Origin of the sequence: Paenibacillus sp. FSL P2-0322 (assembly GCF_037975315.1) — a bacterium.
Lineage (GTDB): Bacteria > Bacillota > Bacilli > Paenibacillales > Paenibacillaceae > Paenibacillus > Paenibacillus polymyxa_B.
In genome coordinates this window covers 2,397,010-2,420,202 of the sequence record NZ_CP150243.1, presented here as the reverse complement: position 1 = coordinate 2,420,202, position 23,193 = coordinate 2,397,010, and the positions used below count along the sequence as shown (strand labels likewise).

Below are 23,193 nucleotides of genomic sequence, written 5' to 3'. Positions count from 1 at the left end.
TTATTCTCTTGATTATGAAAGAGGGATAAACCATGATTCTATATTTGACCCGTGATGCCCGTGTCAATTTGCTGGACTTTTTAGAGATGGAACAAGAGCTACCTGTCAAAAAGTTGATCGGCAGCTTCTCCCTCTTATCCTTTGTCATTAAAGATATGCGGCATTTTGCTCATGTTCGTTATATCGCTTTGGATCGAGAGGCGATAACGGAATCTGATGAGGAATTGATTCAAGCCTTGCAATCTTATCAAACCATATATGACATACGTATTGTGGTCATTGCGGAAGGACTGCCAGTGGGTAGTCCTTTATTTCAAAAACTGATTCAAATTGGGATACTGAATGTCGTGACGGCTACAGAGATTGAGGAGATCCGCAATGAACTGAGGGAATGCTTTTCCGAAGAAGGGATGCAGCGCTTTAAGCCTACCGCTTTTCCATTGAAAACAGAAGAAAAATCAACCCATATAATTCATGAGGAAAACGAACAGTATCACTTTACCTGCTCCAATCTCAAAATAGCGATTGCAGGATGTGATCGCTGCGTAGGGGTAACGATGACTGCTATCTGCTATGAATCTTGTCTGCTGAATTAATGCACATGGTGGGTCTGCTTGCTATGTGGAGGCCAATCCGAACAATCACTTGGCCCATATTGTTCACTTGTTTGATCCTGAAAAGGTAGGAAATGCTTATATCCTGGACGAAAATGATTTTTATATGACAAAGGAGCTAAATCGGGACTACAACGTGATTGTTCTGGACTGTGGCGTTTTGGGCGAAAAACATTTGCAAGATGATTTTATATCGGCTGATCTGCGGGTACTCTGTGGATCTGCCATGCCGTATGAGTTGGCTGGATTTTATAAGGCTATAGAACGGTGTAAACATCTTACCATTCAACCACTTGGACTTTTTGTTCCACATGATATTAAACCCTATGTAAAAGGAGTGATTAACAAGAATATTGAGTTCGTTGAGAACTCCCACGATTTATTTCATTCGTATGACAACCATATATTCACTAACTTGTTAAATGCACATATTGAGTAAATTTACTCAGGCAGTAATATGGTAAAACTACAAAACAGAAAGGCAACTGTTATTATTCAGTCGCCTTCCTGATATTGGTTGAAGATAATAGGGCCAGCTTAATGATTTCCAATTCGTAAAGCCAATAACTTGTAGACCCCATATGTGAGAAGTGCATAAACAATTCCATACAATGCCCACGCGCCCAAATTGACTTTTATTGTAGCTAAATCGGTAGCAATAAAATAAGAGAGGAAGGAGTAATGCTATTAACAACCCCCAATAAATCTTCACTCGGAATTGAATCAAAAATATGGGTATAATTATACATTTTTTATTCATCCAAGAACTAACAATATTCGACAAGTGATTAAAGGTATAATATTTTTGATAGAATCACAAGTGTTGTGTAAAAATCAATAAGTAAGTGTAAAACTGAGGGATTACTCACGAACGGATTCCGCCTCGAATGCCAGATCTAAATGCTTTTATTGAATCGTTCCATAGCAACTTAGAACGTGACCTTGTTCAGTAAGGAGGAATTCGCATCATTCGAAGATGCATTTGAGCAATAGAGCGGTACATGTAATTCTTATAACAACGGAAGAATGTTAACGAATCATAAAAGAATATCTCCCGCTAGTTTGCAGAATGGGTTATGAGCTTTGAGGATCGCTCAGACTTCTTCTGGCCGAGAAAGAAAATGAATTAGTGATTAAGACGGCGACACAAGATGATTACGTACGGGAGACTCTGGAATTAGGGGGCTCACCGCATTAGCTCAATTATGGATCAATATAGAATTCAAGTTTTTCGCCTCAGCCGGCTCCGATATATAGAATGAGGAGTGGATAACGCTATCGGATCGGATTCGAAATAGCGAGGTGAATCCTCTTAAATTTGCTTTCTATCTTCTTGCTACCTTAATGAATATGGAGGTTATAATGATGGATGATTGGCATGCAATGATGAATGGACAATTCCACAAATTACCAATACATACACAAAACAAAATTCTAGTTTGCTTTAAAAAGTGTGTACTACCATCTATTTATCATAAAACAAGTCAATATAAGGTTGATTATCATTTGAATAAAAACATAATACATCAACATATTGATGATATATATCAACGTTTGTGTTGCAAGATGTTAGTACTCATGAAATCTGATGCATTTGCTAATATTAATGAGAATACACGAATCCCTTATTTTCGTAAGATAGCAATAAATGAGGTGATTGATTACTTCAGGGAGTTGAAAAAAAACACCCAAGACATATCGATAGATAAAACAGATATATCCGAATATGGGTATGAACATATCGATGAGGAAATAGAAAGAACGTATCTGACTGAATTAATAAATAGCGTTTTAAAAGAGCTAACCGATCAGGAACAACTTCTTATTATTATGCATTATGATGAACAACTTACTTACCAACAGATTGCAGCATCCATAGATAGTACTGAATCCGCTGTGAAGAAAAGATTCCAACGCATACGCCAGAAGCTTAAAAGGAAGTTTATGTTGAATCTATATGACTAATAGTTACTAGTCCCATCTTTCACACTTAGAAAATCGCCATAAACCCTTGAGAGCGTAAGAAGAATTTGTTACATCTCGTCGAGAATGGCTGGTATTTTAAGTACCGATGTGACGATAGACGTATGAATTTGTACGAATCTACGCATGCGCTGGAGCATAGAGACCTGACCTTTTATAAAGGCACTAAAATTAGGCCATGGAATACGAACGACGTCAGTCAAGTGAGACCGGACAATCGGACGACTCTTCTTACTCTTTGCCAACGAAGTACGCAATAAGGACTATCAGACCGCACTTCAGCAGCTCATGAGTTTATTTCTCGAAATGTCCCAGGCAAAAACAAAGAAGAACAAAACGACTATTTTTTTCAACTACAGTAATGGATCTCCGGTTTACCCAGTTATATTAAGGATTTGTTTATTGACATGCTATTGCTAAAGTTATTATTAACTCTTTAAATTCGTCAATTTTAAATATTGTTCTTCTAACGTTGAACTTAGTGACAACACACGAAAAACACTAATTCCAACAATACATAACGAGGTGAGCAGTTTAGGAATCTGATTCTCATTAATCGTTAAAGCAACCGTATACAATTGATTAGGAAGCCGTTCTGCTGTAATAGATTTCGATACTGAACTGTTAACACCGAATAACTCTGCAACAATTTTACTAGTATGTTCAGCATCATCAATATGGAGAATGATTCGGGAAAAACCATCGTTTGTTACATCTCCAATTTGTTGATCTGCAAATATCCGTCCATCTTGCATAATTATTACACGATCAGCAATTTTCTAAATCTCGGATAATTGATGGCTGGATATAAGAATGCCCATTCCTAAGTTACCTGCAAGCTGTTTAAGGTATTCCCTTATGTCCCGGATACCAACTGGATCAAGCCCATTAGTCGGCTCATCTAACACAAGTAATTTGGGTTTCTTTAATAAAGCTTGGGCAATTCCTAATCGTTGCTTCATGCCCATTGAATAAGTCGCTACTCGTTGTTTCAATGCATATTCTATCCCGACTAGATTGGCTACTTCCAACAACCATTTCCTATCATCGGTTTTATGCATCCGTTGATATTGTCGTAAATTTTCATTTCCCGTTAGATAAGGATAAAATGTTGGTTCTTCAATTACAGCGCCTATATTATTTAGAGCTTTTGATAGATGATCTTTTATACTGTAACCCATAATCTTAATATCACCAACAGAAATTTCACTCAACCCAACGATCATTTTCATCGTAGTTGTCTTACCCGCTCCATTTGGGCCCAGGAGACCAACGATCTCTCCTTTAGAGACTTCAAATGAAACGTTTTGTGCAATTTCTTTCCCTTTAATTTTTTTCGTTACAGACTGCACTGAACATATTGTTTCCACTGGATATCCTCCTCCCAATCAATAATCTTTTAGATTTATACTTAGATGGAAAAATATAATATTCTCTTTTTTCATATATGCAAGTATTCTTTTCATAAAATTTAAGCTTAGGTATTGACCAATAAGCGACTATTGCTGAGCCAACTCCTAATAAAATACCTATTTGCTGCTATTTGTTTTACCATTTCTCATATCTGGGTAGCCACTACCCGTTAGACGTTAAAACGTTGCAAACGATAATCAAGCATAAAATATTAATCAATATACTGTTACCGTGACACGAATACCATAGTTAAGTTCAGAAAATTATTGTCCTAAATTGTTAAGAATTCGAAAGACATCATCGTAAAGTTGAGAAAAGACATCCCTAACTTTCTCCTTTTGCAGGGCAATATTTTAGATGGACTTATAGTATGTCATATATACATTTCTCTATAATGTTCTTGATAATACTTTGACTTATATAACAACTGGTCATGTGTACCTATGTCACATATTCTACCATTTTCTAGAACAATGATTATATCACTATTCATAACTGTCTTTAATTGATGAGTAATCACAATTCGTGTACAATGAATACTGGATAAATACATATCTATTCGTTCTTCATTCCTATAGTCTAGGGCAGTTGTGGCCTCATCTAAAATCAAAACTGAGGGCTTCATCAAGATTGCCCTTGCCCAAGCAATCCTCTGTCTTTGTCCACCAGAAATATTTCTACCCATTTCAGCGACCATCGTTTGATATTGCATAGGCATTGCCATAATCTCATCATGAATATTCGCTGCTTTTGCGGCTTGTATTACGTCTTCAAGTGTAACATTAACTTGATGCAAAGCGATATTATCATAAATGCTCCGATTAAATAATGTCACATCTTGCGACACAATCCCCATTTGCCTACGTACAAACTGCATATCTAAACAAGCCATATCATTTCCATCATAGTAGATATGCCCAGCAGTAGGAGAAAGTAAACCAATCAATAAATTCGTTAATGTAGACTTGCCAGAACCAGAATGTCCAATAATAGCTACCTTTTGTCCCCGTTTAATGTGTATATTAATATTTTTCAATATCTTAGGACTATATCGAGAATAAGAAAAGGTCACATTTGAAAGCAAAATCTCCCCCAAGATTTGTACCTGCAATTTACCCTCATTATGTTCAGTTGGAGCTTCCAACACGTCATGAATTCGTCTTAGATAAGCAGATGTTAAAATAAACGAATTAATCATATTCATGATACTTGATGATTTGGAGAAAAAATGCGTCGCAATTGCCTGAAAAGAAATCAAAACCCCTATCGTCAAAGAAATCCCCCCCTTATCAAGCATCAATATGCCCGTTCCCAATATGATAAGAGGGGACATAAACTGCACTCCATTACTGACGGTCGTAAGATAACTATTCAGATACTCCTTACGTCGATATATTTGCAATAATCCATTGAACTTATCAAGCCATTGCATATATACTTGGTTCTCGTTTCCAGAGGTTTTGATGTTTGCTATACCATACAATATCTCCGATTGTAAAGCTTGAAGCTTTGACATACTCACTACCTGCTGCTGATTCACTTCCGCAACATATCTTTTCGACCAGAACACAAATGCAATATCTACACTAACGAGAATAAATACTAATAACGCCATATACGGTGACACTAGTAACATGTACACGGATAACACAAGGACTATCACTCCATCTAATATGCCTGTAATCAGTATACCTGAAAGCTGATTTCGAATTATGGTCAAGCTATTTGCTCGAAACAATAAATCACCATACGAACGTAATAGAAAGAAAGGATATGATAGCCTCAATAACTTTGAGAAATAATGTGTCTGAATTGCATAATCAATAACATTATGTAAGCGCACTAAGGCGCGACTTCGAGCAAAAGTAATTACCATGTAAATCATTACAAAGCCAATAATTGCAGAAATAATAGTTATTGAAGGTTGGGGATTCATTGGCACCACAACATAATCAATCACGTATTGTATAGAAATTGGCATACCTACTACGGCTATTTGCAACATAAAAGTAAGTAATGAAATATACATAAACATTTTCTTATGTGTCTGAACAAGTTTTAGCATCGGTAGCCAAACATTGGGAGTTTTTACGGCCACCACTTTTTCTGTTGGTGTCATAACCATCACAAAACCCATAAACTGCTGAATGAAAATTGATAAAGATAGTTTTCGCCGCCCACAACTCGGATCAATAATGTAAGCATAGTGATTATTCATCTTTTCAAGTACAACATAATGGTTTTGATTCCAATGTAAGATAGCTGGAAGGACAATCTGCTTGAATTGATTAATATCTTCAATACGATAAGCACTAGCATTAAAACCAATACTTTCAGCTATTTGTTTTAATCTTAATAATGTTGTACCATCTCGTCCTGCACTCGCAAACTCTTGAAAATCAGACGACATTATATCATGCTGATAGTATGCAGATATCATTGCTAGACAAGAAATACCACATTCCGTTTGATTCACTTGTTCAATATATGGTATACGCCGAAATAACAATTACCCTCCCTCCACTTCTCGATGTGCTGTCCGCAGTAAATGAGGAGTGTAAGACTCCTTATTTTCTAAATTCAAAATATTGGGAACTCTATCAGGATTCACTTGCTTTAATAAACCAAATCCAATACCCGCTAAACCACCCATCAAACCTTTAATGTCGAACCCGCGATGGATACCCGTATTTTTCCACGGGTTATTTTGCAAGAATTTAAGTAGATACATTCTAACAGTATCAATAGTCTTACGAATATCAGGATTATTCAAAACTTTATCCGCGGCTAGTAATATCTCTAAGTTTCCAAAATCTCCGTGACAGTATACTGGCTCTATCCCAAACCCTGATTGAATTGTAGTAGAAAGTGCATTTTTAATTTCTTCATCTATATACTCATCCCAATATCCATTCTCTAACAACCTTAATCGGGACAGTAATATACCCGGAGCACCATGACACCATGTTACTCTAGCTGGCTCTTTAGGAGTAATCCAATTTTTCACCCTACTATCATAATTAACACGTTCATAACGTAATCCCCTAGCAATATAATCAATATACTCTTTACGATGATTCACACGATATAACGATGACAGAGGAGCAACAATTCCAGAGATGCCATGAGAATAACCGACGTAAGGAATATTGTCCAAATTCATTGCCCACACTACGCTGCCATCTGGCATCGTTCGAGCATTTTGTAGCAAATGTTCGGCACATTTTTCCGCACCTTGAAGTGCCAGCTCCCAGCCAGTTCCATAATATATGTGTAGTAGTATATCAATTGCTCCAGCAGCCCCGCCAATATAATCTAACAACGTATCATTTTCAATATGTTGGATATAATATGGAAGAAATCCCTTGATAACCTGCAATAGCTGAGTATCATTCCATAAGAGAGATAATTGATAAGCTGCAAAAATCCCCCCCCCAATACTATTCACATTATACGCACCGATTGTTAGAGAGCTGTTTTCGAACTTATTTTCCATAATATTAATTAATGGCTTTAACGCCTGCAACGCCATATTTTTGTAGGCTCTATTGCCAGTTACATCGAACAAATAAGCTAAAAATAAGGCTATCCCACTATTACCGTTATATAAATCATAGCCTACAGGAACTAGTCTTAATCTTCGCTCTTCTTTGCTATCAGACAGCAAACCTATCCATGTCGCTTCATCACACCCCATGTCGGAAGAAGTTACAGCAGATTGAATAAGAGTATCTCCGATAGATGTAGCAATTTGAATGTACTCATCCTTCCAATTCGCTACTTGCAAGTCTGTTAAATCGGATGAATAAGAATCTAGTTTAGGCATAGACTGCACATATAAGTCATTCCTTGCAGCGGAAATAGACATATTCAACAATTCAAGTTGCTCCTCCAAATCATGAATATCCATTTTCCCTATTTTATCCATGACAATTTCTATCCCTGAATTTCTAAATACATCTGAAATAACATCACCATTAGACGCCCAAACATCCTTACTTGCTGGATAAGTATAGAAATAGGGGACATCACTAGCTTCAATATCACGCATTTCATACTTAACAAAGTTTAAGTGTTCTCGATTGGCTAGACACTGTAACCATAAACGATGAACAACTACCTTATGATCCAATTCATCTCTCAACAGATCCGGATGCTTCAAAGTCCGTAACAATTCAACATACGATCTAGTATTCCGTAATATTACTCTAACTCTATCATAACTGAATTCACCAATAAGCTGTTCGATCCGAGTTTTGTTACCAATAATAATCTGATAGGCTTGTCTAAAACCTTGTTTAATTTCAGAAAGATAGCGATAGCTGTCCATTGTTCGCCCATCATAGTATGGAATATTGTACGTTTTATCCGTCTTAGAAGCTCCTCGTTCGAGCCTCATTTTATCTGTCCGACCATGTATAATTCGTAAAGATGAATTAGGTATTTCCTGATCTCCATATCCGAATATTCCGCTAACATCAATGCCTTGATGTACTCTTGTCCTATAAACATATTGCGGTAACATACCCGATGACATCACTGAATTAGACAATATTTTATAGGCATGTCCATTCGCGTCATTAGCAAATAATTGCATGTTCAATGTTTGATGAAATAAAGACTCCAAATCTATAATGATAGGTTGCTCACCCATAGCAATAATATTCTCATAATGGAAATCCGTCGCATTAAACATGTACATAATAGCAAGATGTACACCCATGCGAAAATAAAAACGCTCAACCTCTTCTAATGATTTGCATTCAGAAAACTGTACAAACTCAGACCAACCATATTCCTTCCTATCTATTGTTCTTATGACCTGCATATTTGGAAGATCAAACTGATTCAGCCACGATAAAAAATCATAATATCTTTTATCTACTGCTAAGGAACGTGGTTTATACACCAACTTATTGCCGCTTTCGAATTCTAAAATCGTTACACTACGACCATTGTGCGAGTCACCTGCACCAATGCGGAACTTTATAACCTTACCAAAAAATCCAACTTCCGGCATAAACGAAATGATATCCGAGATATCTGTTTTAAAACGTGTCATTACTTCTTTCAAATGTTCCACATAACGTTTTGTGACTTGAAGCATTGTACTAATTAGCACAGGATACTCATCCGCTAATTGACTTAAATAATCTACATTCCATAATAAACTTTCAAAATAGCGATATTTATCTTCTGAAGAATCTCCTTTTAAAGAGCATTGTTCTCTTAGAACATTCAATTCTAATATCAATGTTTTATAACTATATTCGACAACTCTTTCAGTCAGAAAAGCAAAGAAATGTTCATAAATAGCATCCTTAATAATTAATCTTGACAACTGCTCATTTTGCTTATCATCTAATAAATCTTGGGCGAATAACAAAAATCTCACTACAAATCCTGAAAAGGAACAACTATCTTCATTCAAGAAATTTCGAGCCTCTACCTCACGATTTATTAAATCTCTCCATTGTATCTTCCAATCAGACCGATATCTTAACAACTCTGAAGCATCCTCGATATCAATATCGGATACTTCCTTTAAACTCTGACGCAAGTACAACTCATTACTATAAAAAAACTCTGACCAGTATTCAGCACGCTCTACGTTTACCATGAGTCACTCTTCCCTTCTCACACAACATCTCTTTTTAAAAACTTCCAAAGACCAAGTAGTAAGAACAGCAGTATGTATCCGATATTTTTTGATAACGATATAGGAAAATCTAACCGACCACTCGATAAATCAAGAGCTTTTAAATACACACTCAAATCATCATGGTGAATAAACAGAAAATGGGACCATTGTTGAGATAATAAATACTCTTCAAACAACAACTGAATGAAATATATACCTTGTCCCAATCCTACAGCTACTGCAGCGGATTTTGTCCATATACCAATCATAACTACCAAGGAGCTATATAAAACACATTGCTGTATCAATGACCACTCTAAAAATAAAACATTCATTACTACTCCCCAGGTTATATTTATTGGAGTAGCAACCAGCGTCATTACGAGGGGTACAGCAAATAAACAAGCAATAAATAAAGTAATATGAACCGTCATACCCAAAAATTTATAAAAATACACAGATATGCGGGAAGGTGCATGCAAAAAAAGTTGCTTTAGTGTATGATACTGATACTCATCCATAAACAACATCGGGGGAATAATCATAGACCAGGGTATAATCAAAATCATGCTTATTGGTCCTAAAGTACCTCTTATTATGTCCAGGACCGTGAACTCATCAACATTGCGCAACCAAGAGAATGTAAATATTACTACAATGGCAATAAAACATAATAAAGCAATAATCGTAATCTTTTTACTAAATGTTTTAATAATTTCGTTCAATAAACTTGATCTCTCCCTCCCTAATACTGTTGGGATTTCTGAAAAAGAATAAACTTCCTTTTTCAGAAATCCCAATCTTTTGGATTAGAAGCAGCCCTTAATATAACAAACAGTATCGCAACCAGCAGTTATGGTCCTAATACAATCACCATCCGTAAATCCATACGCCCCGATACCGCCCGAAATCATCTCCATTTCAGTATCTGTCAATTCAGACAGTACGCTGCCAACTGGATTCTCCGTGTCCGCCTTCAGATTAGCTATCTGATTCTTCCACTGCTTCATAAACTTATCGCAACCTTTCTCATGTACTAAGCATCTACTACCATAACATGAATCCTGGTATTTAATGCCTGTACTATGTTAACGAAACAAAAACCTAAATAGTGACTGTTATTTTCTCCAAAATGCAAACAAAAATAAAAATAGATGGAATTTCTTTGCCATAAGTGTATTTTCTTTGACATCTATCAAAAACTTAGCACATTCACTAATTTAGTTATTGAGCCCCCCCAACAAGCACTCACGGTTAAGATACATTTTCCTATTCGGGATGTAGCGTCGCACATTTGGAGTTGGTACGTGTCTTTTGTTGTAACCCAAAAGACTCACCAGAACTTTGTATTCAAGCCTTTGAGAACGTCTGTAAAGCAAAAATGCTCGCGGAATGATTTTTCATAGCGATCGAGGTAGTCAATTCACGAGCCATGCGTTCCGAGCGTGCCTGGCTAAACGAGATGTCATTCTGAGCATGAGCGACACAGGACGTTGCTATGACAACACAAGAATGGAAAGCCTCTATGATGCAACAAATAGTTGCGTAATGTGGCATGATCAGGTATGATGGCGGTATGTTCTCCTTGTTGTAAATGGGGTTGTGGTGACTACTTTTTACCACAGGAACGCGTTTTGTCTCAATTCTTTTGATTTTACAGTTTACTGGAAGCGAATTTGCTCATTTATAGTTTTAAGTTTAAAAAATCTTTAGAAAGTTGTTCAATTAATAAAATATAGATTATGAGCTAATACAACACTTTCAAAATGAGATTAAATTACCTTCAAGAATTAGATTACTTGAAATAACACTTGTTAATTATCCGATTATGTATGGGTTATTGAGGCCAACAATTGTGTTGCCAATCGAAACCTATACTAAAGAGGAGCAATACTTTATTATGCGACATGAATTGCAACATTACTTTTACAAAGATAATTGGAGAAAACAAATTATAGAAATACTTTGTGCATTGTATTGGTGGAATCCATTTGTTTATATATTGCGAAAGCAACTATATATAGTCTATTTTCTTTGTTTGAACATGACCACCTATCAGGGATTCAGCATAACAAATGGGCTTTGGACAGTTTGACGCTACTTTTACAGCAGAGTCCCAACACGCAAAAAAAACTGTATCGAGTTCTCAAAGAATTACTGGAAAATGACTAGACCATGAACAAAGCTAAAGACGGGTAGTCCTCTCTTAAGAGAGCTAACTCCCGTCTTTTTCTATTTAAATGTTCACAATTGTATATTTTAATTTTTTTATTATCAAGTTGGAATTATAGGTTCATTTTTTGTTGAGAAATGACGAGAATAGAGATATAGATTCCAATATTTGTTTTTTTGACCCGAGGTTGCCTTTTTCTGCTCTGTACCCCATTTAAATAGAGAGAGGAAATGGGAATTTATGATAGCAGAAGCTAGAACTAAGGAAGCAGTTGAAAAGGCATTCAGTAGTTATGTTAAGACATGTCTCCAACGTCCAAAGAAGGATTATTTAGAGAAACTATATCGTGAAAAAGCACACTGCATCTCTGTAGACGCCATAAATTTTGAAATCAATATCAATTTACTTATTCGTTCCCATGACATATTACCAGTTAATCCTTCCTCTATGCTGTCTCAGGTGATGGACGTTCTCCAGCTTACTCCAAAGGAGGCACGGGTGTTACACTACAAATATTTTGAAGAAAAAACTGATAAAGAAATCGCTCAATTGTTAGGGGTAAGTAGACAAGCTATTTCAAAGATCAAATCCAACTTTTTGGTGAAGATAAAAAGAATAATAAATTGGCAAGAAAAAATGGAATTATTGATGAAGATTGCAAACAACAGATGACGATAGCTTTTATTCTGGCTGCTCGTCGCTTTGATCTTAGTCGTTATAAATAAAACAGCAAGAAGCCATGTAGAGACTCTTTCATGGCTTCTTGCTGTTTAAATGAGTTTCAATGAAAATGCTCCCTTTCTTTGTATAATAAAAGCTAAGTAAGTCAAATGCATTGAAAGAAAAAAATTTGTTGAAATGGTTGCCTTTTTTTCTGTCTGTCCCCCATTTATATATCAGGAAGCAATCAAAGGGATGCAGATATTCGTTCTGATCGCTTCTTGACCTTTGAAAATCTCATAATTCATGTCAAATACGTTCCTTTCTCTGCTGTGAAAACAGAAGCGACAAAGCGGAAGCGCCATGAGAGCCCCCTATTAGGGCTTGAGCGACACCTCTCCGGCCGGAATCATCCTGTGGTGGGATGAACGCCATGACCAGCGAAAGGGATTATGATACTTCTGCCTGGCCAACGTCACGGTATTGGGGGCAGCCCGCTCGGATGAGGGAGAGCTTTGGACGACCAAAGCTATGATGCCAGTTACCAACGGCAGCTTGAAACATATAACTTCATCCTATGGAGATGATTGCATGTGGACTTTTTTCTACTACGCACATGGCCCGTCGTGTGCTTCTACATACATCATGAAAGGAGTTTTTTTCTATGCCAGATTGCCCGATTGTATAGTTGAGGAGACGAATCTGCTACTTACCATATTTAAAGACTATCCGGATGTTGTTACTATCCCTCAATTATGCGAAATGCTCGGTGGAATTAGTTCCAAGAGTACGTATAAACTTTTACAAGCGAATCGAATCCTTCACTTTAAAATTGGACGTGCCTACAAGATACCGAAAGTCCACGTTATAGCCCACCTTCAATCATTGATACATTCTCAACAAATAAACGCAGAAAACAACTTTACTTTATCACTTTAAAGCATTTAACCAACTAGTATACTGTGTTATATTTAAAGTGTTAATGGTAGGTTGTAGGCTGCGAAATAAAGGAGGATTGAGTATGGTAGCAGGCCACCTACAGGAAAAAAGGACTCTTCTATATTGTTCTCAACTGTAAGGATGAAAATGGCAAACGAAAGCCGAAGTGGGTTCCTACGGGACTTCCAATCAAAGGGAACAAAAAAAGAGCTGAGGCCATGTTGCTTGAAGCTCGACAGCAGTTTGAAGAAACACCTCAAATCAAGGAAGCTGAATTGCTGTTTACGGATTTCATGCTCCAATGGCTTGAAATGATGAAACATCAGATTGAACTCACTACCTATGCTTCCTATTCACGTGCAGTGAAAAATCGTATTGTCCCTCACTTTAAGGAAAAAGAAATTTTACTAAAGGATTTGCAACCGAAACATATTCAAGAATTTTATCAATACGAGTTAAAGACTCGTGGAGTCAAACCCAACACCGTCATTCGCATTCATGCTAATGTTAGAAAAGCCCTTCAATACGCGTTTAAAACAGGTTTGATTTCTTCCAATCCGGCAGATAAAATCGAGCGCCCCAAGAAAAATACGTTTATAGCTAGCTTCTATGATAGTGAAGAAATAAAGGTGTTAGTTGAGACTATCAAAGGAGACCCTATTGAGTTGGCTGTTCAATTAGCCGCATTTTATGGCCTACGCCGCAGTGAAGTTGTAGGATTAAAATGGGATGCCATTGATTTCAAGAATAAGTCGATCTCTATCCAACATACGGTTATTTCTGTATCTGTAGAAGGACAATACATTACAGTTGCCAAAGATCGCACAAAAAACAAAGCTAGTCGGCGTACCTTGCCGCTGATTCCAGCCTTTGAAAGTTTGCTTTTACAATTGAAAGCCCAGCAAGAGAATAATCAAATTCAATATCATTCGTCTTATTGCACAGAGTACACAGATTATATCTACTTGGACAAACTAGGGCAACGAATCAAGCCAGGGTATATTACGCAGCACTTTCCGTTCATGCTTGAAAAATTCGGGTTACGGCGGATTCGCTTTCATGATCTCAGACACAGTTGCGCCAGCCTGTTACTGGCTAATGGAGTAGGAATGAAGGAAATTCAAGAGTGGCTTGGGCATAGTGATTTCTCAACAACCGCTAATATTTATGCTCATCTGGATTACAGTTCAAAGGTTTCTTCTGCTCAAGCTATGAACAATTGCTTACAATTAGATGAGTTGTTGTAAAGAAAAAAAGTCCACTTTACTCCAAGAAGGAATAAAATGAACCTTTTAGATAATACCGATGGCCGGACTCGAACCGGCAAGCCTGACGGCACTGCATTTTGAGTGCAGCGTGTCTGCCAATTCCACCACATCGGCACAATTATGAAACTCCAAAACTCCTTTAGAAAAAGGAAAGAACTCTAGGAGAGAACTTTAAAATCTGACTTTAAACAAATCCAATAATACCAAGGCTTCAGCGGTTATTTCTTCGACTTACGCTCACGATTTTGAGTCGCGCGCGTCTGCCAATTCCGCCACACCGGCTTATGAAATTAATGGCGCGCCCTGAGAGATTCGAACTCCCGGCCTTTTGATTCGTAGTCAAACGCTCCATCCAGCTGAGCTAAGGGCGCAAATATGGAGCGGACGACGGGAATCGAACCCGCGACCCTCGCCTTGGCAAGGCGATGCTCTACCGCTGAGCCACGTCCGCAAAAACAAGATGCGTGTGGAGGGACTTGAACCCCCACTAAGTTAATCAAAAAAACTGGTGGTCAGTATAAAAGATTACATCTGTGTAACTTTTTTTCGTTTTTATGGTATATATGATAAAAAAATGAAATCAGGTGCTTATTCAATGAGACGAATTTTTGTTGCTCTACTCGTATATTCCTGTCTACTTATTTCTGACATACTACCAACAGCCCTGAGTTATGCGGAGAAATCAATTTCCAATCTTCCCATTGTCGCAGAGGATGCTGCTGTGTTCTATCTGGTACCGCACCAATTGACTGCCGAATTGAACAAATTTTCCATATCGCTGGATTCCGTCTCCATAAAGGCCGCTCCCCTGCTGAAGAAAAATAATAATTTGTTTTTCCCATTCAAATGGCTGGAGACAGCTCACTTGGCAACTATCAAGTGGGATGCAAAGACAGGTAGCACGTGGGCGGATTTTGACGCCGAGAATTCTGTACCTTTTCCTTCACTACGGTTGATGCCTAACCAATCAAAGATTTTCAGGTACTCAGACGGAACAATGACAGCGCTGGATGAGTCAATCCCTAAAACGTTTATGAAAAACGGTCAATTGTATATTCCATTGTCACTCCTGCCTAAGATGGGTATAAATTATACATGGAGAAATGGAGTCATGCACTGGGTCTGGAACGATAAAGTAGTCAAAGTGCTTCACCCAACGTATACAACGGATAAGGAAAACATCACTTTCAGCGCATTAGTGCAAAAAGAGTTCGGGCATACAGGACACCGTGGCATGACAAGCTCCATTGGAGGTGGCATTAGCACGACGATCAGCCTATCGGGTGAAGAACAAAAGGCGTATATCAGATCATACAGAGGCTCTCCCACGACTGGGTCAGGATCAATAATGCCTGTCAACGTACCATTTTCGGCAAACACAAAATTATGTACTCCACAGTCACCATGAAGCAAATATTTAATATTCCGTTGCGGCGATCCGGCCACAAGGGTATGGACGAACCGATGATCCTCTGGGGGTAAAACGTCTTGTATGATCTTTTCAGATTCCTTCGTTCTGTGCAGCAGAAAATCTCTCCATTCCACAAACGGGTGGTCCGGATAACCATAACGACGTTCCTCACCAAAAGGCTTATAGTGCGAGATCACCTCCGTCGCCAGACGAAGTAACAAATCGCTTTTGTTTCGTCCATGATACTGTGTGAGCCCTGACCTAAACGTGTACACCAAATAACGGTGCAACGGATCTACATAAACCAAACGCGATAGTTTCTCAACCTGTACATAGGTATGTAAGAATTCTGCCTCGGCTTCTACGACAGCGGGATCATTTTGCTTAATCACGTATCGCGGCTTAGTTCCGTCCATGACAACAACCACTTTGCTCGAAGTTCCGCCGGTCAGCGGTTTGAGATTTCGCATATGGCTTTCAAGCACGCCCGTTTCGTGAAGCTCATTCAGGATCAGTTGAACATCCATCTTACGCCCTCCCCCCATGCGTCTGATCAACAATGCGGCTGGCGATTTGGATATTTCACTAAGATCCAACACGTTCGCCAGCCGCTCTTCTTTTAAAAATAAATCTTTTCATGCTCCGCATAGATTTCAAGCGCCCGCTCCATCTTATGCACATAGGTCTCATCCTGACTAGAACATAGAAATGTAATGTGTCCCTCCTGCGATGGACCGGATTTTGGCGAAGGCTCCAGCAAATTACGCTCAGACAACACCTGTTTCAACCGTCTAACTGTTCCCTGGCTCCCGTCAATTAACTGAATATGAGAAGGCAGTAGTTCCCTTAGAATCTCCTTATAAAAAGGATAATGAGTACACCCCAATACCACCGTACCGTATATGTCGAGATTGAACGAAGACAGCTCCCGGTTAAAATATTCGGACATTTCTGCCCGGTCAAAATTCAACTGTTCGCAATACTGTACTAACTCCGGCAGAGGTAGTGAGTCCACGCTCCCATGATCGTCAACTCTGGATACCAGCGCTGCATAACAGGATTGTTTCAAGGTCAATGGTGTGGCTAACACCAGAACTCTTTTACCATTGGATCGGTTCATCTCGACCGCTGGCTTCACTGCTGGCTCCATACCAATAATCGGAATAGGATATTCTTTCCTTAGCTCCGCAACCGCGATACTTGTAGCCGTATTGCAGGCAATTACCAATGCCTTAACATCTTCTTTTAGAATCGTTTGTACTGAAGCCTTGACATAACCAAGCACCTCTTGGGGAGTTTTCGTCCCGTAAGGCACATGAAGGGTATCCGCCATGTATACAAAATTTTCGTTTGGCAAACGTCTTAGTGCCTCGGACAATACTGTAATTCCACCCAATCCTGAATCAAAAAAACCTATCTTCAAGCTACTCACCTTTTTTCGTTCAACTATTGTGCTATATCTTGCTGGCACCATGTTCATTTTCTTCTTCGCCTACTCAAACCATTCTCTTCATTAAACTTTACATTTAAATTTTACCGCAAAACTGATATTTTGCAAAAGAAACACGTAAAATTTTCAGTGTAAAAAATAAAGTAGCTTTTCAAAGTAAATTTAATATAAAAGTGTTGACAGATATTATCTTTATATTGTAATATTACTTGGTAACTTACTAACTTAACTTACTTATTCAACTTACTTAGGGGGAAATAAATCATGTCTAAAGTATTATTTGTCAAAGCTAATGATCGTACAGCTGAAGAATCTGCAACAGTTAAATTGTATAACGCCTTCGTAGAAAGCTACAAGTCTTCCCACCCAACTGATGAAATCACTGAGCTGGACCTGTTCTCCGTCGAGCTTCCTTATTTGAACGCTAACATGATCAACGGCACGTTCAAATCCGCTAGAGGCATGGAGCTGAACGCAGAAGAAGCTCGCCTGGCAAACATTGCTAATGGCTACCTGGATCAATTCCTGGCAGCAGACAAAGTCGTATTTGCTTTCCCGCTCTGGAACATGACGATTCCAGCTGTACTGCATACGTACATTGACTACCTGAACCAAGCTGGTAAAACATTCAAATACACTGCTGAAGGTCCTGTTGGTCTCGTAACTGAAACTAAAGTAGCCCTGCTGAATGCAAGAGGCGGCGTTTATTCCGAAGGACCAGCTGCTGCAGCTGAAATGTCTTTGAACTTCATGAACAACATCTTATCCTTCTTCGGAGTGAAAGACATCGTGAAAGTTGTTCTGGAAGGACATAATCAATCTCCAGATCAAGCACAAGAAATCGTTGCTTCTGCTGTACAACGTGCAGTAGACACAGCAAAATCGTTCTAATCATATATTATGAAGAGAAGAGGATATCCGCGCCCTATATGGGCTGGATATCCTCTTTTTTTGTTATAAAGTATAAAAAAACACGTGCTCCCCTGATCTATGATCAAGTGAAAGCACGTGTTTGTGAAATGAGATTACTTCTATTTTAAGGAATGAATTGCTGCACGATTTTTACAACTTTACCCTCACGAAGCGTAATATGGTATGGAAATTGACTGAGGTCCAGAACGTCCTTTTTAGCAAAATCTTTCTCAAACTGTGCCAGAGGAATCGATTCGTTCCATTGCACGTCTGTATCTTCTATGTTACCCGTGTGATCATAAATCTGCACCTCTACCGAAGCATCTGGTGCAACCTGATACACGTCATTTTGCACGGAATTGTTTACGATGTAGTAGCCATCCGGAGCTCCATCCAATTCTGTATTTCCTTCATGCTCCACAAATGCTTTGTCAGCTGCCGCGCCTTCATACCATTCAATCGGGTCTGCCGACAAATAAATTTGTCCGTCACGAATCTCCATTTGGTTTATATATACGGTCTCCTGATTTTCAGCAGCTGCTACAGGCGTGTAGCCTTGCGCTGTTGCCCCTGCCGTCGTAATCAGCATCATCATTAAAGCCAATACGGTCCATTTCGAAGCTAGTTTCATCATGTCTGATCTCTCCTTGCCGTTTGGGTATGTACACGGTGTCTGTAAGCTTCATTACCCTTGTGTACTTATCATAAACGTTGCACGGTTAAAAAGTGTATCAGATACATAAAAAAGAAGTTACGATTTTTTAAGACTTGGTCTTAAAACTTGATAACATGTCCTATTTGTCTTTGCTATCTTAATAATCCGACCTGACGTGCCTGTTCTTCGGTGAGAATAAACTCTTCATTTTGCCATACTTCGTCCTCTTTGGTTACAGCAAACATCCCCATGATCTCTGTCCATATTCCTTTGTCGACGGCTTCCTTTTGCGTAATGATAATTTTCATTTCGTTTCCTCCTTTATATACTCTTATCGGTCTGTGAGGCCCACTTCGCGATCAGATGGTTTCTCCGATCGCTGTTGGAGCTTGATTTTTTGAATATATTTTAATGGTTAAAATCAAGTTCCAAAGGCGAACGCTATCGCTTCTCCGAAATCCATCTGCCCGCTTCGTTACTCAGTTTATCCTTGCCATTGCTCATTTTTCATGAGTTTGCCTCTAAAAAAGCCAACGACCTAAACTAATACTTAGGCCAAATATAATACTTTTATTTTAAGCCTCTAACCCTTATATGGAACTCACAATGCTTGTCCTAGATTTGCATTATCGGATTGAGAGATTCTTGTCCCGCTTATAACATATGTACCCTTTTCCTGCCGAGATTATTCGTATCTTATTTGTAACCATAAAATTTTATATTATTTTTGTAGGTAGTGACTTCTTTTGAAATGACTAAGCCCTAAAATAAAAACGGCTGTAGGTTATCCTACGAGCCGTTTTCACTAAAAAATTTTCTATGCTTGGTTAATCTATCAGTACCATCAACATATACGTATTCAGTTATTGTTTCTGCATAAAAAAATGGTCGCCAAAAGCACTAAAGCAGCGGAGAGGACGGAATTGTTCTGAAGAAGCGGAGCGTTCGCCTTTGTCCCCGGATTTCTACCCTTGAACATACAATCGAGAAATCCGGGGGCAACAGCGATCGGAAGAATGATCCGTCCTCGTAGCGGTCACAAGCCGCATACCGTTACTTAGTTACCCCTAATGTTTTCCTAATTTTTACACGGAAAAGTAAAAAGGCTGTACGCATACTGGCTTGGACACGGTTACTTGTTGCCCAGTGTAGGTCAAGCGTCCACTTGCCTTGTCCACTTTGAACGTAACAATGTTGTTGGTGTCGCGGTTGGCCACGAGCATATGGTCACCATTTGGAGTCAAAGCAAAATGGCGTGGATGCTCCCCTTCGGCAGATACATGCTCGACCAAGCTCAACTTGCCATTTGCTCCGTCTACAGCGTATACCACAATGCTGTCATGCCCGCGGTTGGAACCGTACAGATAAGCTCCATCCCCCGAAATCGCAATTTCAGCAGTTGTGTTTTCACCTGTAAAGTCAGACGGCAATGTCGGTACGCTCTCAAGCTCAGTGAGCTTGCCAGCCTCTGCATCGTATGCAAAAGAAGTAATGGAAGAATCCACTTCGTTAATGACAAAAGCAAATTTACCATTCGGGTGGAACGTCAAATGACGTGGACCTGCACCTGCATGGGTTTTCGTTTCACCATGAAGCACCAGTTGTCCTTTGTTGTCATCAATGGTGTAAACGCGGATCAGATCCAGGCCGAGATCTTGTACGAACAGGAAGCGGCCATCCGGACTAAAGAAACTGGAATGTGGATGTGGACGATCCTGACGTTCAGGATGCGCTCCTTTGCCCTCATGCTGTTTAACATCCAGCAACTCACCGATACGTCCGTCCTCAGTCAGAGACACCAGTCCCACCATACCTCCGTGGTAGCTGACTACAATAAGGTAACGATCAGATGGATCACGCTGAATGTGGCAAGTTGTTGCACCCACGTTTTCCGCACGATTCAGTAATGTAAATGTTCCTTTAACTGGGTCAATTTCGAAAGCAGAAGCTTCGCCTACTTTCGCTCCTGCAGCAGAAGTCGTCTCTCCAATGGAATACAGCTTCCGATTTTTGACGTCCACATTCAAGAATGTAGGATTTTTCAAGCCGGAGAACTCATCCTGTAGTGTAAGTGCTCCTGTCTGTTCATTAAAAGTGTACGAATAAACTCCGTTACCTTCCAATTCGGCGTAAGAGCCTGCGAATACGAGCAATTTTTGTTGTGCTGTCATGGTTGTGTCCTCCTTGGATTAAAAAAATGATGGGCAATTGGAATGATTGCTCCTGTTACAAATATCGCTTTAAGAGGCGCGCTCCACCACGGGCTCTGTGGACAACGTCACATTTCCCGCTACGGCACGCGAGATCATGCATGAGGTTTCTGCCTGCTCTGCCAGTCGCAATGCTTGTTCGATCTGCGATTCTGTCGCATCGGCGGCCAATTGAACCTGCGGACGATGCACAATTCGGCGATATGTAAAAATATTGTTCGTTACATCGACAATCCCTTCGGATTCCAGCGCCAGTGATGCCACCGGGAGACTCGCGCGCTCCATCATCGCCGCCAAAGTAATCAAATAGCAGGTAGCAGCGGCACCGAGCAGCATTTCATCTGGATTGGTGCCCACACCAGGGCCCCCCATCTCAGCTGGGATCGAAATTGCAGTCCGCAACTGTCCAGCCTCAATACGGCCGTCGCTGTTGCGCCCCCCGTTCCAGTCTGCCTTGAGCAGAAAGGTATGCTCCATTTCAGGTCACTCCTCTCTCTTATATTATGAATCTTTACACAGGTGAATGTAAAGGTTAGTCAATCTCCTGGTTTTTGGTTTCCGTACCCAGCAACCATACAGCCACTGCTCCGATCAAGATAGCTACGAAGAAAATCACAAAGATAGATGGTAACGCTACGCCTTGTCCTACGAGTATACCGACCGCAAAAGGCCCGATAACGCCTCCAATACGGCCAAACGCAGCCGCCATACCCACACCGGTAGAACGGACCGCTGTCGGGTACAATTCCGGAGTATAAGCGTACATGGCTCCCCAAGCACCGAGATTAAAAAAGGACAAGCAGATACCAGCAGCTAGCAGCATTCCCGCCGTTTCCGAGGTGCCGAACCAAATGGCGGACACTGCTGTGAGCAGCAAGTAGATGATCAGTACGAATTTGCGCCCCAGCTTTTCAATTAGATAGGCGGCGGTAAAGTAACCTGGTAGTTGCGCAAGCGTCATGATCAGTACATATTCAAAGCTTTTAACCAGTTCGAAACCTTTCATAAACATAATGCTCGGTAGCCACAGGAACATGCCGTAGTATGAAAATACAACTGTGAACCATAAAATCCACAGCATCAGCGTAGACTTGCGATTGGGTCCCGACCAAATCGAAGCCAATCGTGCACGCAGCGGAAGTTTAACGCTTTGCTGCTTGTAACGCGGTGAATCCTCAATAGCTCTGCGCAGATAAAGAGCGTACAGCGCAGGTACTGCGCCGAGAATAAATGCCATTTGCCAACCATACTTTGGAATAACAAAATAAGCAATAAGAGCCGAAAGGATCCAGCCTGCCGCCCAGAAGCTTTCCAGCAGCACAACCGCTCTTCCTCGTTCTTTCACAGGCACTGATTCTGACACCAGCGTCGAAGCAACAGGCAATTCCCCGCCCAAGCCTGCACCAGCAATAAAACGCAGCACCAGCAGCATTCCGAGACCTGTCGCAAAAGCGGATAAGCCGCTGGCAATAGAAAAGATCAACAATGTCCACACTAATATGGCGCGTCTGCCGTAACGATCCGCCAAAATCCCCGCCAAAGCGGCTCCGAACACCATTCCTATCGAATTCATTGCAGTCAGCAGTCCAATTTGCTCAGATCCCAGATGCCACTCCTTTGCCAACGCTGCGACTATAAATGAAAGCAGCCCCACATCCATAGCATCAAACAACCAGCTGAGCCCTGCGCTAAACAGCAATTTTCTTTTTTTGGCTGGTGGTAATGAAGTTAATTCACTCATGATTCGCTCTCCCTTAAAAATATATCGTATGTAGACGTATATTCAGGTGTCTTGTCACCTGTAGCCTAGCATCTATTGTACCGTAAGCTTCCTTAATCTGCGAGCTTTTTAACACAGAAAAAA

General features: G+C 39.8%; 19 protein-coding genes, 3 tRNA genes and 1 pseudogene. 7 read left to right on the top strand and 16 right to left on the bottom strand.

Annotated elements, in window-relative coordinates; genetic code table 11:
• Positions 1–32: 32 nt before the first annotated feature.
• From MKY24_RS10900 to MKY24_RS10890, 3 genes are all read left to right on the top strand, one after another.
• Positions 33–596: a hypothetical protein gene (locus tag MKY24_RS10900; protein ID WP_110455449.1), complete on the top strand. Its 564-nt coding sequence runs from the start codon at positions 33–35 to the stop codon at positions 594–596.
• A gap of 124 nt (positions 597–720) precedes the next feature.
• Positions 721–1,053, top strand: a complete 333-nt coding sequence (locus tag MKY24_RS10895; protein ID WP_218061353.1) for a hypothetical protein — start codon at positions 721–723, stop codon at positions 1,051–1,053.
• 923 nt (positions 1,054–1,976) lie between these two features.
• A complete protein-coding gene (locus MKY24_RS10890) occupies positions 1,977–2,579 on the top strand; it encodes a sigma-70 family RNA polymerase sigma factor (RefSeq protein WP_339201938.1) in 603 nt (200 codons plus the stop codon).
• 68 nt (positions 2,580–2,647) lie between these two features.
• Here MKY24_RS10890 and MKY24_RS10885 read toward each other — a convergent pair whose 3' ends face one another.
• The 6 genes and pseudogenes from MKY24_RS10885 to MKY24_RS10860 all read right to left on the bottom strand — a co-directional run bounded on the left by MKY24_RS10885 (position 2,648) and on the right by MKY24_RS10860 (position 10,661).
• Positions 2,648–2,842, bottom strand: coding sequence for a hypothetical protein (locus tag MKY24_RS10885; protein ID WP_339201936.1), 195 nt, complete (start codon positions 2,840–2,842; stop codon positions 2,648–2,650).
• A gap of 183 nt (positions 2,843–3,025) precedes the next feature.
• Positions 3,026–3,967, bottom strand: a pseudogene (locus MKY24_RS10880) (ABC transporter ATP-binding protein).
• Between the two features lie 416 nt (positions 3,968–4,383).
• Positions 4,384–6,519: a peptidase domain-containing ABC transporter gene (locus MKY24_RS10875; RefSeq protein ID WP_339201933.1), complete on the bottom strand. Its 2,136-nt coding sequence runs from the start codon at positions 6,517–6,519 to the stop codon at positions 4,384–4,386.
• Positions 6,520–9,630, bottom strand: coding sequence for a type 2 lanthipeptide synthetase LanM family protein (locus tag MKY24_RS10870; protein WP_339201931.1), 3,111 nt, complete (start codon positions 9,628–9,630; stop codon positions 6,520–6,522). It lies immediately after the preceding gene.
• A 17-nt stretch (positions 9,631–9,647) separates the two neighbouring features.
• Positions 9,648–10,376 (bottom strand): ABC transporter permease, encoded by a 729-nt coding sequence (locus tag MKY24_RS10865; protein WP_176716864.1) that lies wholly within the window; start codon positions 10,374–10,376, stop codon positions 9,648–9,650.
• 84 nt (positions 10,377–10,460) lie between these two features.
• The gene (locus tag MKY24_RS10860; protein WP_069080488.1) at positions 10,461–10,661 is read right to left on the bottom strand and encodes a hypothetical protein; all 201 of its coding nucleotides are present in this window, start codon (positions 10,659–10,661) and stop codon (positions 10,461–10,463) included.
• 1,403 nt (positions 10,662–12,064) lie between these two features.
• Between MKY24_RS10860 and MKY24_RS10855 the strand changes: the two genes are divergently transcribed.
• From MKY24_RS10855 to MKY24_RS10845, 3 genes are all read left to right on the top strand, one after another.
• A complete protein-coding gene (locus MKY24_RS10855) occupies positions 12,065–12,496 on the top strand; it encodes a sigma factor-like helix-turn-helix DNA-binding protein (RefSeq protein WP_339201927.1) in 432 nt (143 codons plus the stop codon).
• Between the two features lie 519 nt (positions 12,497–13,015).
• Positions 13,016–13,423, top strand: a complete 408-nt coding sequence (locus MKY24_RS10850; protein ID WP_339201925.1) for a helix-turn-helix domain-containing protein — start codon at positions 13,016–13,018, stop codon at positions 13,421–13,423.
• Between the two features lie 218 nt (positions 13,424–13,641).
• Entirely contained in the window at positions 13,642–14,670 is a 1,029-nt protein-coding gene (locus MKY24_RS10845) for a site-specific integrase (protein ID WP_196773801.1), read from the top strand.
• Positions 14,671–14,723: 53 nt separating this feature from the next.
• Here MKY24_RS10845 and MKY24_RS10840 read toward each other — a convergent pair.
• The 5 genes from MKY24_RS10840 to murI form a co-directional block, all read right to left on the bottom strand.
• A tRNA-Leu gene (locus MKY24_RS10840) sits at positions 14,724–14,805 on the bottom strand.
• A 180-nt stretch (positions 14,806–14,985) separates the two neighbouring features.
• A tRNA-Arg gene (locus MKY24_RS10835) sits at positions 14,986–15,062 on the bottom strand.
• A gap of 5 nt (positions 15,063–15,067) precedes the next feature.
• Positions 15,068–15,142, bottom strand: a tRNA-Gly gene (locus tag MKY24_RS10830).
• Positions 15,143–15,840: 698 nt separating this feature from the next.
• Positions 15,841–16,629, bottom strand: coding sequence for an aminoglycoside phosphotransferase family protein (locus MKY24_RS10825; protein ID WP_081327474.1), 789 nt, complete (start codon positions 16,627–16,629; stop codon positions 15,841–15,843).
• Positions 16,630–16,721: 92 nt separating this feature from the next.
• A complete protein-coding gene (gene murI / locus MKY24_RS10820) occupies positions 16,722–17,576 on the bottom strand; it encodes a glutamate racemase (protein WP_053325296.1) in 855 nt (284 codons plus the stop codon).
• Positions 17,577–17,816: 240 nt separating this feature from the next.
• On the opposite strand from murI, the gene MKY24_RS10815 reads away from it, so the two are divergent.
• Positions 17,817–18,443 carry an FMN-dependent NADH-azoreductase gene (locus tag MKY24_RS10815; protein ID WP_025723667.1) on the top strand — a complete coding sequence of 209 codons (627 nt, stop codon included), beginning with the start codon at positions 17,817–17,819 and terminating at the stop codon, positions 18,441–18,443.
• Positions 18,444–18,588: 145 nt separating this feature from the next.
• Here MKY24_RS10815 and MKY24_RS10810 read toward each other — a convergent pair whose 3' ends face one another.
• The 5 genes from MKY24_RS10810 to MKY24_RS10790 form a co-directional block, all read right to left on the bottom strand.
• On the bottom strand, positions 18,589–19,098 hold the full coding sequence (locus MKY24_RS10810) for a hypothetical protein (RefSeq protein ID WP_076294168.1): 510 nt from the start codon (positions 19,096–19,098) through the stop codon (positions 18,589–18,591).
• 173 nt (positions 19,099–19,271) lie between these two features.
• A complete protein-coding gene (locus tag MKY24_RS10805) occupies positions 19,272–19,427 on the bottom strand; it encodes a hypothetical protein (RefSeq protein ID WP_023988309.1) in 156 nt (51 codons plus the stop codon).
• Between the two features lie 777 nt (positions 19,428–20,204).
• Complete coding sequence (locus MKY24_RS10800; protein WP_069080485.1) at positions 20,205–21,290, bottom strand: lactonase family protein; 1,086 nt, start codon at positions 21,288–21,290, stop codon at positions 20,205–20,207.
• A 69-nt stretch (positions 21,291–21,359) separates the two neighbouring features.
• Positions 21,360–21,806: an OsmC family protein gene (locus MKY24_RS10795; RefSeq protein WP_028542408.1), complete on the bottom strand. Its 447-nt coding sequence runs from the start codon at positions 21,804–21,806 to the stop codon at positions 21,360–21,362.
• Between the two features lie 55 nt (positions 21,807–21,861).
• Positions 21,862–23,070, bottom strand: a complete 1,209-nt coding sequence (locus MKY24_RS10790) for an MFS transporter (RefSeq protein ID WP_069080484.1) — start codon at positions 23,068–23,070, stop codon at positions 21,862–21,864.
• Between the last annotated feature and the right edge of the window lie 123 nt (positions 23,071–23,193).

Bases quoted from the DNA above. Each gene is read 5' to 3' on its own strand.
- MKY24_RS10825 (WP_081327474.1), bottom strand. From the start codon at position 16,629: ATGGATGTTCAACTGATCCTGAATGAGCTTCACGAAACGGGCGTGCTT.
- MKY24_RS10850 (WP_339201925.1), top strand. From the start codon at position 13,016: ATGATGCCAGTTACCAACGGCAGCTTGAAACATATAACTTCATCCTAT.
- MKY24_RS10810 (WP_076294168.1), bottom strand. From the start codon at position 19,098: ATGATGAAACTAGCTTCGAAATGGACCGTATTGGCTTTAATGATGATG.
- MKY24_RS10805 (WP_023988309.1), bottom strand. From the start codon at position 19,427: ATGAAAATTATCATTACGCAAAAGGAAGCCGTCGACAAAGGAATATGG.
- MKY24_RS10870 (WP_339201931.1), bottom strand. From the start codon at position 9,630: ATGGTAAACGTAGAGCGTGCTGAATACTGGTCAGAGTTTTTTTATAGT.
- MKY24_RS10790 (WP_069080484.1), bottom strand. From the start codon at position 23,070: ATGAGTGAATTAACTTCATTACCACCAGCCAAAAAAAGAAAATTGCTG.
- MKY24_RS10815 (WP_025723667.1), top strand. From the start codon at position 17,817: ATGTCTAAAGTATTATTTGTCAAAGCTAATGATCGTACAGCTGAAGAA.
- MKY24_RS10895 (WP_218061353.1), top strand. From the start codon at position 721: ATGACAAAGGAGCTAAATCGGGACTACAACGTGATTGTTCTGGACTGT.
- MKY24_RS10845 (WP_196773801.1), top strand. From the start codon at position 13,642: ATGTTGCTTGAAGCTCGACAGCAGTTTGAAGAAACACCTCAAATCAAG.
- MKY24_RS10900 (WP_110455449.1), top strand. From the start codon at position 33: ATGATTCTATATTTGACCCGTGATGCCCGTGTCAATTTGCTGGACTTT.
- MKY24_RS10800 (WP_069080485.1), bottom strand. From the start codon at position 21,290: ATGACAGCACAACAAAAATTGCTCGTATTCGCAGGCTCTTACGCCGAA.
- MKY24_RS10795 (WP_028542408.1), bottom strand. From the start codon at position 21,806: ATGGAGCATACCTTTCTGCTCAAGGCAGACTGGAACGGGGGGCGCAAC.
- murI (WP_053325296.1), bottom strand. From the start codon at position 17,576: ATGGTGCCAGCAAGATATAGCACAATAGTTGAACGAAAAAAGGTGAGT.
- MKY24_RS10855 (WP_339201927.1), top strand. From the start codon at position 12,065: ATGATAGCAGAAGCTAGAACTAAGGAAGCAGTTGAAAAGGCATTCAGT.
- MKY24_RS10860 (WP_069080488.1), bottom strand. From the start codon at position 10,661: ATGAAGCAGTGGAAGAATCAGATAGCTAATCTGAAGGCGGACACGGAG.
- MKY24_RS10890 (WP_339201938.1), top strand. From the start codon at position 1,977: ATGATGGATGATTGGCATGCAATGATGAATGGACAATTCCACAAATTA.